Annotated in this window: 13 protein-coding genes and 1 riboswitch; of the genes, 1 reads left to right on the top strand and 12 read right to left on the bottom strand. The window is 36.0% G+C overall.

Features of this window, described 5'->3' with window-relative positions; all coding sequences use genetic code 11:
- Window positions 1-146: 146 nt before the first annotated feature.
- The 11 genes from AAC069_RS02780 to rplM form a co-directional block, all read right to left on the bottom strand.
- Window positions 147-923, bottom strand: a complete 777-nt coding sequence (locus AAC069_RS02780; RefSeq protein WP_339918986.1) for a thiazole synthase — start codon at window positions 921-923, stop codon at window positions 147-149.
- On the bottom strand, window positions 904-1,542 hold the full coding sequence (locus AAC069_RS02775) for a thiamine phosphate synthase (protein WP_339918985.1): 639 nt from the start codon (window positions 1,540-1,542) through the stop codon (window positions 904-906). Before AAC069_RS02775 ends, AAC069_RS02780 begins: the two co-directional genes overlap by 20 nt.
- Window positions 1,535-2,290 (bottom strand): hydroxymethylpyrimidine/phosphomethylpyrimidine kinase, encoded by a 756-nt coding sequence (locus AAC069_RS02770; protein ID WP_339918984.1) that lies wholly within the window; start codon window positions 2,288-2,290, stop codon window positions 1,535-1,537. Before AAC069_RS02770 ends, AAC069_RS02775 begins: the two co-directional genes overlap by 8 nt.
- A complete protein-coding gene (locus tag AAC069_RS02765; protein ID WP_339918983.1) occupies window positions 2,263-2,862 on the bottom strand; it encodes a thiamine phosphate synthase in 600 nt (199 codons plus the stop codon). Before AAC069_RS02765 ends, AAC069_RS02770 begins: the two co-directional genes overlap by 28 nt.
- An 83-nt stretch (window positions 2,863-2,945) precedes the next feature.
- Window positions 2,946-4,769 (bottom strand): phosphomethylpyrimidine synthase ThiC, encoded by a 1,824-nt coding sequence (thiC, locus tag AAC069_RS02760; RefSeq protein WP_339918982.1) that lies wholly within the window; start codon window positions 4,767-4,769, stop codon window positions 2,946-2,948.
- Window positions 4,770-5,093: 324 nt separating this feature from the next.
- On the bottom strand, window positions 5,094-5,300 hold the full coding sequence (gene thiS / locus AAC069_RS02755) for a sulfur carrier protein ThiS (RefSeq protein ID WP_339918981.1): 207 nt from the start codon (window positions 5,298-5,300) through the stop codon (window positions 5,094-5,096).
- 65 nt (window positions 5,301-5,365) lie between these two features.
- A riboswitch (TPP riboswitch) is annotated at window positions 5,366-5,462 on the bottom strand.
- Between the two features lie 119 nt (window positions 5,463-5,581).
- A complete protein-coding gene (locus AAC069_RS02750; protein WP_339918980.1) occupies window positions 5,582-6,142 on the bottom strand; it encodes a DNA-3-methyladenine glycosylase I in 561 nt (186 codons plus the stop codon).
- 87 nt (window positions 6,143-6,229) lie between these two features.
- Window positions 6,230-7,054 (bottom strand): translation elongation factor Ts, encoded by an 825-nt coding sequence (tsf, locus tag AAC069_RS02745; protein WP_339918979.1) that lies wholly within the window; start codon window positions 7,052-7,054, stop codon window positions 6,230-6,232.
- Window positions 7,055-7,192: 138 nt separating this feature from the next.
- Entirely contained in the window at window positions 7,193-8,026 is an 834-nt protein-coding gene (gene rpsB / locus AAC069_RS02740; protein ID WP_339918978.1) for a 30S ribosomal protein S2, read from the bottom strand.
- A gap of 171 nt (window positions 8,027-8,197) precedes the next feature.
- A complete protein-coding gene (gene rpsI, locus AAC069_RS02735; protein ID WP_091083100.1) occupies window positions 8,198-8,584 on the bottom strand; it encodes a 30S ribosomal protein S9 in 387 nt (128 codons plus the stop codon).
- Window positions 8,584-9,039 carry a 50S ribosomal protein L13 gene (gene rplM / locus AAC069_RS02730; protein ID WP_007137451.1) on the bottom strand — a complete coding sequence of 152 codons (456 nt, stop codon included), beginning with the start codon at window positions 9,037-9,039 and terminating at the stop codon, window positions 8,584-8,586. Before rplM ends, rpsI begins: the two co-directional genes overlap by 1 nt.
- 337 nt (window positions 9,040-9,376) lie before the next feature.
- Here rplM and AAC069_RS02725 point away from each other — a divergent pair, with 337 nt between their 5' ends.
- The gene (locus AAC069_RS02725) at window positions 9,377-10,402 is read left to right on the top strand and encodes a LacI family DNA-binding transcriptional regulator (RefSeq protein WP_339918977.1); all 1,026 of its coding nucleotides are present in this window, start codon (window positions 9,377-9,379) and stop codon (window positions 10,400-10,402) included.
- A gap of 112 nt (window positions 10,403-10,514) precedes the next feature.
- On the opposite strand, the gene polA is transcribed toward AAC069_RS02725, so the two are convergent.
- On the bottom strand, window positions 10,515-13,355 hold the full coding sequence (gene polA / locus AAC069_RS02720; protein ID WP_339918976.1) for a DNA polymerase I: 2,841 nt from the start codon (window positions 13,353-13,355) through the stop codon (window positions 10,515-10,517).
- Window positions 13,356-13,540: the final 185 nt, after the last annotated feature.

Raw genomic sequence — 13,540 nt, 5'->3', positions numbered from 1 at the left:
TTCTTTCCTTGTGAGATTTGAGGTTAGATTTATATTCTTTACTAATAACCTTAAACGCAAAGCGTGTAAGGTTATCGACCTGTTAATATTTTTTTAGCAATTTTTATTGATAAAGGCTCTCCTCCTTTGGAGGGGTTGGGAGAGGATTACTCATATAAAAATGCCGTCAACGGACTCGATGCCACTGCGTATTTATATTGTTGTCCCAATTTTGCTTCATACGCTTTTCGACCTGCAATTACTGCTGCTGCAAAAGCCTCTGCCATTAGTTTCGGATTTCCAGCAACTGCAATAGCGGTATTTACCAATACGGCATCTGCTCCTAATTCCATCGCTTTGGCTGCGTCTGAAGGAGCTCCAATTCCCGCATCGATGATTACAGGGACTTTGCTCTGTTCAATAATAATTTCAAGAAAATCAATCGTTTTTAAACCTTTGTTGCTGCCTATTGGTGAACCCAAAGGCATCACCGCAGTCGTTCCCGCATCTTCTAGTCGTTTACACAAAACGGGATCAGCATGAACGTAGGGCAAAACAATAAAGCCAAGTTTAGCCAACTCTTCAGTAGCTCTTAAGGTTTCAATCGCATCTGGCATTAAGTATCTTGGATCGGGATGTATTTCAAGTTTCAACCAATTGGTTTCCAAAGCTTCTCTAGCGAGTTGGGCTGCAAAAATAGCTTCTTTAGCATTTCTAGCTCCTGAAGTATTGGGTAATAGATTGATGTTCGGATGCTGTAAATGTGATAGAATAGCATCAGTGTCTGTTTCAAGGTCAATGCGCTTGAGAGCGACAGTCACTAATTCAGTTTCGGAAGCTAAAATCGCCTCTTCCATTTGTAGATTAGAACCAAATTTCCCTGTTCCTAAAAACAAACGGGAGCTTAATATCTTATCGCCTATTTTAAACAATGATGTTTCCATGTAAGTTATTTTTTAGTTGTTTGATTATTTTTTTCTTATTTGTTGCTTGAGTGATTAATCCTGAAATAGCAACCCCGTAAATTCCGGTTTGCATTAGCGGTTCGATATCTTCCAGTGTGATTCCGCCAATTGCGTAGACGGGTGTTGTTAATCCGTTTTCTTGCATTTTAGTTATAATGTTATGATAGCCTTTAAGACCTAATATCGGACTTAAGTTTTCCTTGGTGGTCGTGAATTTAAGCGGTCCGAGACCAATATAATCACAACCATTTTGAATGTGATTTTGAATGTCCTCGAATGTGTTTGCGGTCGCTCCAATAATTTTTGTATCTCCTAGAATGCTACGTGCTTCACTAATTGACATATCGTCTAGACCAAGGTGTACACCATCGGCTGCTATTTGCTGTGCGAGATAGACATTATCGTTCATAATAAAATTGGCCAAATATTCTTCGCATAGTATTTTTACGGCTTCTGCCAAAGTAAAAGCATCATCTGAAAAATGATTTTTAAACCGAACCTGAACCCATTTGCATCCGTTGTCTAATGCTTGATGAATATTTTTTAATTGCTCTTCAACGGTGTTGCCTTGTGAAATGTATTGTAGTTTGTTATACATGATGGTATCCTAATTTTGTAGTGTTTGATGATAAGTAGTTTTCGATATAAATTTTAGCATTTCTACAAGCGGTAAGTACATTTTGATCTAAAGCCATTTTAGCAACTATTGAAGCCGATAAAACACAGCCAGACCCATGTTTTTCAGTGGTCAAAGCATTTGTTGGTTCAAGTCTAAAAAAGCGATCTTGTACATATAAATAATCTACGCCAAGTGCTTCGGGATTATGCCCTCCTTTTAGTAATACATCACAATATTGCGAAAGCGTTTCTGCAATTTTATCAGCAGTTGCTGATGACGTGGCAAATTTTACAATCTCATTATAATTAGGTGTAATCAAATCTACTTGTTGGAGGATTTCAGTTAAAAGAACTTGGTTTTCGGTAGCTAGAAAATCAAACCCAGTTGAGGATTTCAAAACAGTGTCCCAAATAATCGTTGTTTCTGGCGAAAGACTTTTTATCCTACAAACAATTTCATTTAAGTAGTGTAAAGAAGGAACAATTCCGATTTTCACTGCCTTTATTGTATGATTTGCAAATAGTTTTTCTACGGATTCTAAAACAAAGTTGAGGTCAATCCATTCTAATTTATAGAACTCATTTTCTGTTTGTATTGTGTTTGCCGTGATGATAGCTAAACCATACACCTGATGTTGCTCAAAGGTTTTGCAATCAGCTAAAACTCCTGCCCCGCCAGAAGGATCAAAACCTGCAATACTTAAAACGAAAGGGCGATTTTTTGACATATTTTAAAATTTTCTATTGGGTTATTTTGATTCCAAATTGTTCCTAAAAGCGCTACATCTTCAAAGCCATTTGTTAACGTGAATTTTATGTTTTCAGCTAAAATTCCACCTAAAGCAATGACTTTAGTTTTGAAATTGTTTCTCTTTTTTATTGCTTCGAATAAATCGATTTTTGAAACATAATTCATTTTTGAAATAGAGGGATGAACAGGGCTTAAAAAAGCATAAGCATAATTGGAATCTAATTCATTAAAATCTTCAATACAATGTGTCGAAGTCGATAAGATCAATCCCGATTCTTTATATCTTTTTAATTCAGATTCTGTATGAGTAATTCTACTACTTTCTATAAAATGAATGCGATTAATTTCTAAGGCTTTCGCTAAATGATGGTGACTTTGTAAAACCAATCGTTTTCTATATTCCAATCCAATAGCAGTTACAAAAGCCTGTATTTCTTCTGTAGTAAAATCTGGCTTTCGAACATGAAGCAGTTCCATTCCTTCTTCAAAAAGAGAATGAATAAGGTTAATTTCATTTGGTACCGATATTGGACTGGATATAATTATCATATTTTTGAGTTTGAGAAAAGAGAGAATATAGATGCTATCAATTCATGAAGTCTATTCTCTTTACTCTTTGTACTATTTTCGTATTAACTATAAATCTCTTTTCCTTGCTCAATAAACTCTTCTGATTTTTCTTTCATTCCTTTTTCTGCTTCGGCGACATCACGAATTTCTTGTGATATTTTCATCGAACAGAATTTTGGTCCGCACATAGAACAAAAATGAGCTACTTTGGCACCTTCTGCCGGAAGTGTTTCATCATGAAATTCTCGAGCAGTATCTGGGTCTAATGATAGATTAAATTGGTCATTCCAACGGAATTCAAAACGCGCTTTACTCAAAGCATTATCACGGTATTGTGAACCAGGATGCCCTTTGGCTAAATCGGCAGCATGAGCAGCAATTTTATAAGTGATTACACCATCTTTTACATCTTTTTTGTTGGGTAAGCCAAGATGTTCTTTTGGCGTTACATAGCATAGCATAGCACAACCGTACCAACCAATCATGGCAGCACCAATAGCGGAGGTGATATGATCATAACCTGGAGCAATATCTGTAGTTAACGGGCCAAGAGTATAAAAAGGTGCTTCGTTGCAATGCTCTAATTGTTTCTCCATATTTTCCTTAATCATGTGCATCGGTACATGCCCAGGACCTTCTATGAAAACTTGTACGTCGTGTTTCCAAGCAATTTTTGCTAGTTCACCTAGGGTTTCTAGTTCAGCGAACTGTGCTGCATCATTAGCATCGGCAATAGAACCCGGGCGTAAACCATCTCCAAGGGAAAAAGCCACGTCGTACTGTTTCATGATTTCGCAAATATCTTCAAAATGGGTGTAGAGAAAGTTTTCTTTGTGGTGAAACAAACACCATTTGGCCATGATAGAACCTCCACGAGATACGATTCCCGTTACACGTTCCGCAGTTAAGTGAATGTAGCGCAATAAAACTCCAGCGTGAATAGTAAAATAGGAAACCCCTTGTTCTGCTTGTTCGATTAAAGTATCACGAAAAACTTCCCAAGTTAGGTCTTCGGCTACTCCGTTTACTTTTTCTAAAGCCTGATAAATAGGCACTGTTCCAATAGGTACTGGCGAGTTACGGATAATCCATTCTCTAGTTTCGTGAATGTTTTTTCCGGTTGATAAATCCATAATCGTGTCGGCTCCCCAACGGCAAGCCCAAACTGATTTTTCGACCTCTTCTTCTATTGTTGAGGTAACTGCACTGTTCCCGATATTCGCATTTATTTTTACCAAGAAATTACGTCCTACGATCATGGGTTCGCTCTCGGGATGGTTGATGTTGTTGGGTATTATGGCTCGGCCGATGGCTACTTCAGAGCGCACAAATTCTGGCGTAATTTTGCTTTTAGGAGTATTTGCGCCCCAGCTGTGTCCTGGATGTTGGCATGACATTTCTTTAGTTTGGGTGTCTAATTGCTCAATCCGTTGGTTTTCACGAATTGCAATGTATTCCATTTCGGGAGTGATGATGCCTTGTTTTGCGTAGAATAATTGCGAAACATTAGCACCTTTTTTGGCGCGCATGGGTTTGTGCAAATACTCAAATCGCAATTCATCTAGTTTTTTGTTGTTCAGGCGTTCTTTTCCGTAATCAGATGATATTTCGATTAGTTCCTCCACATCGTTGCGGTCTAAGATCCATTGTTCGCGGATACGAGGCAATCCTTTTCGAATGTCGATTTCGATATCAGGATCAGTAAAGGGCCCAGAAGTATCATAGATTGTTACCGGCGGATTTTTCTCTATTCGTCCATTAGACATTTTTGTGTCGGCAAGTGATATTTCGCGCATGGCTACTTTTATAGGGTGAATTTCTCCGTTTACGTAAATTTTTCTTGAGTTGGGGAATGGGGTTCTAGATATTTTTTCTTCGTTTGTCATTTTATGAATCTTAAAGTTATAAAGTTGAATGTCTTAAAGTCTATTTTTGATTGTGTTGTTACTTGTGTTTAATGGAACGCGGATGAAACGGATTCGTAAAAGCGAAAACACGAATTTGCACGAATTTTCTAGTTTGCAGAGTTTGTGATTTTCTCTATATTCTATCTTCTTTTTCCTGCTAGGGATAGCTATGGAAAGCCTGTAAAGTGATAAGCTGATAGAAACAAGGAGCAAGAAAGCGACCGTAGGAAGCTCTTGTTGCGACTGTGTTTTTACAGTTTATAACTGCGGACTTGAAATGGATAGCCCGTCCGAGCAGCCTAATTAGCCTCCTTGGGTTGCTGAAATAATTAAAATTTCGTCAGATTGGGATATGGGGTGGTCGTTCCAGTTGGATTTTGGAATAACGGTATTGTTGATTGCGATGGCAATGCCAGATTGTTTTTGGGGAAATTCAATATCGAGCAGATCTTGAATGCTTAGAGCATTTGCTTGAAATTGTTTGATTTGGTTGTTGATTTTTAGTTCCATTCCTGTTGAATTTAGTATATAGTTATACTTTAGGAATGGCTACAAAGTGCCCAAAATGGGACCACGGAAGTCATCTTACTTTTCCCTACGCTAGTATGAACTAGATCAGGTTCAGAGGGTAATTCTCAGCCTACAATGTTGTAGACACCCCTAAAGTTAGTTGTAAATGTAGTAATTTTTTTGGTATACAGACTAATTTTTTAGTATTCAGTTTTGAAAGTTGCCGTATTAGACTTTGTCATAAAGTATTTAAACTGCGAACTAATACTGTACACTGCAAGCTATTTTCGTTTCCAACAGTCAGCAACGTGGTCGTCTACCATTCCCGTTGCTTGCATGTGGGCGTAAATAACGGTAGAACCCACAAACTTAAAGCCACGTTTTTTTAAATCTTTGCTAATTTCGTCCGAAAGTGGAGTAGTGGCTGGGACGTCTTTCAATGTTTTTGGATTGTTGATGATTGGTTTTCCATCAGTGAAGGTCCAAATATATGTAGAGAAGCTGCCAAATTCTTCCTGGATTTTGATAAAGGCTTGCGCGTTAGAAACGGCTGAACGCACTTTTAGTTTGTTTCGAATGATTCCCGCATCCAGTAAGAGCTCTTCGATTTTATCTTCGGGGTATTGTGCTATTTTTTTGTAATCGAAATTATCAAAAGCCTTACGGAAATTTTCTCTTTTGTTTAGAATGGTAATCCAACTCAATCCTGCTTGAAAGGTTTCTAGAATTAAAAACTCAAATAAAGTAGCGTCATCATAAACTGCAGTTCCCCACTCTTGATCGTGGTATTCTTTGTATAAGTCACTTGATAAACACCAGCCACATCTTGTTTTAGTTTCCATAATTAAAAGTTTAGAAATTCAAATATAAAAGAAAAATCCCATTTCAAATTGCTTCGAAATGGGATTTAATATATAGTTTAGAATAAATTATCCTAAAGCAGCTCTTTTGAAACCTGTAACGATAAGATCTTTATCTAAAGATTTTACGTAGTTAGCAACGCTCAATTTGTTGTCTTTAATGTAATCTTGGTTTACTAAAGTATTATCTTTAAAGAAACGAGCCAATTTACCTTTAGCGATATTGTCTAACATTGCTTCTGGTTTACCTTCTTGACGCAAAAGATCTTTTGCGATTTCAATTTCTTTTTCGATAATTGCAGCATCTACACCTTCTTCGTTTAACGCGATAGGAGACATAGCAGCAGCTTGCATAGCAACGTTTCTTGAAACTTCTTCAGCACCAGCAGGAGCAGCAGATAAAGCTACTAAAGTAGCAATCTTGTTTCCAGAGTGGATGTAAGAACCTACAAATGCACCTTCTAATTTTTCGAAAGTTCTAATTTCTAATTTTTCACCGATAACTCCAGTTTGCTCAATAAGTTTCTCTGCAATAGAAATTCCGTTGAAATCTGAAGCTAAAAATGCTTCTTTAGAATCAAAGTTCAATGCTTGATTAGCCATATCAGTAGCCATTTTCACAAAGCTCTCATTCATACCTACGAAGTCAGTCTCACAGTTTAAAGTGATAACAACACCAGCAGTTTTGTCAGCATTTACAACAGCAATTGCAGCACCTTCAGTAGATTCTCTATCTGAACGGTTTGCAGCTACTTTTTGTCCTTTTTTACGTAGGTTTTCGATTGCTAATTCAAAATCACCATCAGCTTCTACTAATGCTTTTTTACAATCCATCATTCCAGCACCTGTAGCTGTTCTTAATTTATTTACGTCTGCAGCAGTTATTGTTGCCATGTTGTATTTTTTTATAAGGTTAAAAGTAAAAATTCCAATTCCTAAATCCCAAATTCCAATTTTATCAAATTATCAACTTATTGTTTCTAATTTTTATTCGGGAATTTGGAATTTAAAAGTTGGAATTTAAATATTGTTTTATTCTTCAGTTGCTGGAGCCGCTGTTTCGGCAGCCGGAGCTGCAGTCTCAGTTGCTGCTGGAGCGGCTGTTTCAGTTGCTACTGGAGCTACTTTTTCAGCTGCTGGAGCCGCTTTTTCAGTTGCATCTGCGTCTTTATCAGAACCTCTATCAGAAAGTCCTTCAACAATTGCAGCTGTTACTAAAGTTAAAATTTTATCGATTGATTTAGAAGCATCATCATTTGATGGAATTACGAACTCTACTTCACGAGGATCAGAGTTAGTATCAACCATTGCAAAAACTGGAATGTTTAATTTTTGAGCTTCTTTTATTGCGATGTGTTCAGCTTTGATATCTACTACAAATAATGCAGCTGGTAATCTTGACATATCAGAAATTGAACCTAAATTTTTCTCTAATTTAGCACGAAGACGATCAACTTGTAAACGCTCTTTTTTAGAAAGGGTCATGAATGTACCATCTTTCTTCATTTTATCAATAGTAGCCATTTTTTTAACAGCTTTACGGATAGTTACGAAGTTAGTTAGCATTCCACCAGGCCATCTTTCAGTGATGTAAGGCATGTTTGCAGCTTTTGCTTTTTCAGCAACGATGTCTTTTGCTTGTTTTTTGGTAGCAACGAATAATATTTTTCTACCTGATGCAGCGATTTTTTTCAAAGCTTCATTAGCTTCTTCAATTTTTGCTGCAGTTTTATATAGATTGATAATGTGAATACCATTACGCTCCATATAAATGTAAGGAGCCATGTTTGGATCCCATTTTCTAGTCATGTGACCGAAGTGGACACCTGCTTCTAGTAATTCTTTTACTTCTACTTTGTTTGACATTTTTTGTACTAGTTTACGTTCTGTTGATTAGCAATGTATGAATGGCGATTTCTCGGCTAAATACATTTAGATGCTAAACTAATTCCTACCTCGGTAGGCAACAACAACATTGTTTTAAATTCAATAATAAACTCAATAAGTCTTGAATAAATGTATTCAAGACAGGCAATATTAACGTTTCGAGAATTGAAATTTCTTACGAGCTTTCTTCTGACCGAATTTCTTACGTTCAACCATTCTTGGATCTCTTGTCAATAAACCTTCTGGCTTCAAGATAAGTCTGTTTTCAGCATTTACTTCACACATAACGCGTGCTAATGCCATTCTTACAGCTTCTGCTTGTCCAGTTGAACCACCTCCATAAACATTTACTTTTACATCAAAGTTAGTTGCATTTTCTGTCATAGACATTGGTTGCATTACTTTGTACTGTAAAGTAGCAGTAGGGAAATAGGTTGCGAATTCTTTTTTGTTTACAGTGATTACTCCTGTTCCTTCCGAAACATAAACACGTGCAACAGCGGTTTTTCTTCTACCAATTTTGTGAATAACTCCCATTACTTAAGATCGTTAAGGTTAACTGTTCTCGGTTTTTGTGCACCTTGTTTGTGCTCAGAACCTACAACAACATTTAAATTTCTAAAAAGTTCAGCACCAATTTTGTTTTTTGGTAACATTCCTTTTACAGCTTTTTCTACTAATAATGCAGGGTTTTTAGATTGCAATACTTTAGCAGTTAAAGTTCTTTGACCTCCTGGGTAACCTGTGTGACGCATGTAAATCTTCTCGTCCATTTTGTTACCTGTAAGGTTGATTTTTTCTGAGTTGATAACAATTACGTTATCTCCACAGTCAACGTGCGGTGTGTAACTTGGTTTGTACTTACCTCTTAAAATCATAGCGACTTTTGAAGCAAGACGACCTAAGTTATGCCCATCTGCATCTACAACAATCCACTCCTTTGTAACGGTGGCTTTGCTTGCTGATTGAGTCTTGTAGCTTAATGCGTCCATAATATATTTTTAATTAAACATTCCATCCCCATTAAAGGGGATGCAAAAGTACAATTTATTATTTTAAATACAAATACCTTAAAAGAATAATTTTTTGTCGTTTTAACCCTGATTATCAATTGTATATTTGATGTGCTATACATTAGGTATCTTTTACAATTATAGATTGTGTCGACTTTCTATTTTTATATTACTTTTGTTATCAAAATAAAAGTTTTATATTGCGTGGTAGCAATAAAGGTTTAGTAGCTAAAAGGGGTCTATATAGAAACTTATATTTAGCAGATTATTAAGGATTTCTCTAAAATTGCTTATAAAGTCAACACCTATTTAAATTATGAAAGTCAAAGCAACCCTTAAACAAATAGCCAAGGAACTTAACGTTTCTGTGTCTACAGTTTCTAAAGCACTCAACGATAGTCCTGAAATTAGTGATTTAACAAAAATTAAAATTAAGGAATATGCAAAGCTTAAAAACTATAAGCCCAATGTAATTGGTTTAAACCTTAAAAACCGAAAAACTAAGACAATAGGGGTTATTATACCGAATATTCTTAATTCTTTTTTTGCCAAAGTATTTAGTGGTATAGAAAAAGTAGCCGATGAAAAAGGATATAACGTTATCATGTGTATTTCTAATGAATCTATGGATAAGGAAGCGCATACGTTAGAAATGTTGAGTAATGGTACGATAGATGGTTTTATTTTATCAGTTTCTGAAGAAGCGCAAAAGCTTCAGGATTATTCTCATTTTAAGGAAATAATTTATGATGGTACACCTATAGTTATGTTTGATCGAATTGCAGACGGTATTGAGTGTGACAAAGTGGTTGTTGATGACTTTGATTCCGCATTAAATTCTACCCAGCGATTAATTGATTTAGGATGTAAAAACATTGCCTTGTTATCTTCTGTGGATAATTTGAGTGTTGGGAAATTAAGAGCTGATGGGTATTTGAAAGCTTTAAAGGATAATAATATTCCAATAAATGAAAATATAATTCTTCGCACGGATTCAGAAGATGACTTAAAAAGTAGAATTGAGGCTATATTTGATAATAATGCCATTGATGGTGTTTTTGCTTTGGATGAAAATGATTCTGTTGCGGCTTTAAAAATTGGATTAAAAAAAGGATATAAAATTCCTGAGGAACTTTCGATAATTGGTTTTGCTGACGGGATTTTAGCTTCAAGGAGATTGACGCCAAGTTTGACTACTATAAGTCAACATGGAGTCGAAATTGGTGAAGTAGCAGCCAAGTTACTTATTGACAGATTAGAATCTAAAGAGGAAAATATTCCTTATGAAACAGTCGTCATTAAAACAAAATTAAAAGAGAGAGAGTCCAGTAGAAAAGCATAATTATAATTACGAATACATAAAACTAAAAAATCCATCGGCTAGGCAGATGGATTTTTTTTTGAACCATTGTCAAAGTACTGAACATTGACAATGGTTATATAATAAGAAATTTCTAATGCGCTTCCAGCCAGTCTTTACCCATTCCTAATTCTACAGTTAAAGGTACGTCAAGTTTAAATGCATTTTCCATTTCGTGCTTAATCATCGGTTGGATTTTTTCTAATTCACTATTGTGGACATCAAATACAAGCTCATCATGAACCTGTAGCAGCATCTTGCTTTTCCAGTTTTCTGAAGTTAGTTTTTTATGAATGTTGATCATCGCAATTTTAATAATGTCTGCCGCGCTTCCTTGTATTGGGGCGTTTACGGCATTTCGTTCTGCGCCACCGCGTACCATTGCGTTTTGAGAATTAATGTCTTTTAAATAGCGACGACGTCCAAGTATCGTTTGTACGTAACCATTCTCGCGTGCAAATTCAATTTGCTCTTGGATGTACGACTTCAGTCGTGGATAGGTTTTGTAATACGCTTCTATTAAAGCGGCACTTTCGCTTCTTGACAATGAAGTTTGATTGCTCAGTCCGAAAGCAGAAACCCCGTATATAATTCCGAAGTTTACTGTTTTTGCGTGACTTCTTTGTTCGCGGGTCACTTCTTCCAAAGAAACATCAAATACTTTTGAAGCAGTTGATTTATGAATGTCTTCGTTATTTAGAAACGCTTTTATCATATTTTCCTCGCCACTCAAGGCCGCAATGATGCGCAATTCAATTTGGGAGTAATCGGCAGAGATTAAAGTGTAGTTTTCGTCTCTGGCTACAAATGCTTTTCTAATTTGCCTTCCTCTTTCTGTACGAATCGGGATATTTTGTAGGTTTGGATTATTCGAACTCAAACGACCCGTTGCGGCTACTGTTTGCATATAATCCGTATGAATGCGACCAGTGATTAGATCGACTTGGTTTGGTAAAGCGTCCACATAAGTGTTTTGAAGTTTAATAAGTTGGCGCCAATTCAAAATGTCTTTTACAATTGGATTGTCGTTGGCTAAATAACTCAACACTTCTTCACCTGTGGCATATTGCCCAGTTTTGGTTTTCTTTTGTTTGGCTCCGCCAATTTTTAGTTTGTCAAATAAAACTTCGCCCAGTTGTTTGGGTGATGCTAAATTAAAGGAATGACCGGCAGTTTCATAAATATTTTTTTCTAATGATTTAATATCATTGTCTAATTCCTTTGAAAGTGATTTCAGAAAATCCACGTCTACACGGATGCCTTCTTTTTCCATGTCAGCCAATACTTTTACTAACGGAATTTCAATTTCGTCAAAAAGCTTTTTGGTTTCTGTTTTATCTAACTCAGCGGTAAATATTTCTTTTAATTGGAATGTTATATCAGCATCTTCAGCAGCGTATTCTTTGATTTCTTCTAATTCGACATCACGCATTGACTTTTGGTTTTTACCTTTTTTTCCAATTAAGTCTTCAATGGATTTCGGGGAATATTTCAAATAAGTTTCTGCTAGGATATCCATATTGTGACGCATATCTGGATTGATTAGATAATGGGCAATCATGGTATCGAATAGTTTTCCTTCTACATTAATATCATAGTTGGAAAGTATTTTTAAATCGTATTTTAAATTTTGTCCAATTTTCTCAATTTCTTCATTTTCGAAAAAAGGAACAAACTTTTCAATGAGTGCTTTTGCCTCTTCCTGGTTTTCTGGAAAGGGCACGTAAAATCCTTTTCCTTTTTCATAAGAGAAAGAAATCCCCACTAATTCAGCATGCAAGGCATCTAAGCCAGTAGTTTCTGTGTCGAAACAAACAGAAGTTTGCTTTAATAGATTTTGCAATAATAGTTTTAGCCCTAAATCTCCCTGAATGATTTGATAGGAATGTTCGGTATCTTCTAAGGTGTTGTAATATTTATGGTGAGTCTCTTCAGAAGATGCATCTGAAATTCCACTTCCAAAAAGATCAAACTGATCTTCGTTTTTTTGTGGAGTTTTTTTAGTTGAGTTAGCATCATCAACAGGCTTGCTTGCGGTTGCTGTTCCTCCTTTTTTAAATATGGCGTCAAACTGTTCTGCCATTCGTCTAAATTCTAGCTCATTAAAAAGAGCATCTGTTTTTTCGACATCTGGAGTTGATAATTCATAATCCTTTTCGTCAAAAACTACTGGACAATCGAGTAGGATAGTTGCTAAAGTTTTAGATAGGATACCTTTTTCTTTATTGGCTTCGATGTTTTCTTTCATCTTTCCTTTTAGCTTGTCTGTATTTGCCAAAAGGTTTTCCATAGATCCGTATTCTTTTAAGAATTTCTTAGCGGTAACTTCTCCTACGCCGGGAAGTCCCGGAATATTGTCAGCTGCATCGCCCATCATTCCTAGAAAGTCAATTACTTGTTCTGGTCTCTCAATTTGGAATTTTTCCAATACTTCTGGAACTCCCCATATTTCTATACCATTACCCATTCGTGCTGGTTTGTACATGAATATATTTTCAGAAACCAACTGCGCAAAATCCTTATCGGGTGTGACCATAAAGACTTTGTAGTTTTCTTTTTCAGCTTGTTTTGCAATCGTTCCTATCAAATCATCAGCTTCGTAGCCTTTGACTTCGATAATAGGAATGTGCATGGCTTTCAACAAAGATTGAATGTATGGAACGGCAATCTTAATAGCTTCGGGAGTGGCGTCACGATTTGCTTTGTATTCTGGAAATATCTCATTCCTTAATTGGCTCCCACCATTATCAAAAGCAACGGCTAAATGATCTGGTTTCTCTCTTTTGATAACATCCATCAATGAATTCATGAAACCCATAATGGCCGAAGTGTCCATTCCTTTGGAATTGATTCTTGGGTTTTTTATAAAGGCGTAATATCCTCTAAAGATTAAAGCGTAAGCATCGAGGAGAAAGAGACGTTTTTGTTCTGACATGATTGTGATTTTGTAAAGATTTCAAAAGTACAAAACTTAAAAGATAAAGATGGAATGGATTTTAATATTTCTAAAAATCGACGCTCAGATTTCACTCTTTATGGTTTTTGTGTATAAAGAAAGCGAATTCCATGGTGTTTTTTAGGTATAGTCTAGAGTGATAACTTAGGTTTAAAAATCAGTTA

The organism is uncultured Flavobacterium sp. (assembly GCF_963974175.1).
Classification (GTDB): domain Bacteria; phylum Bacteroidota; class Bacteroidia; order Flavobacteriales; family Flavobacteriaceae; genus Flavobacterium.
This window is presented reverse-complemented; position numbering and strand designations above follow the sequence as displayed.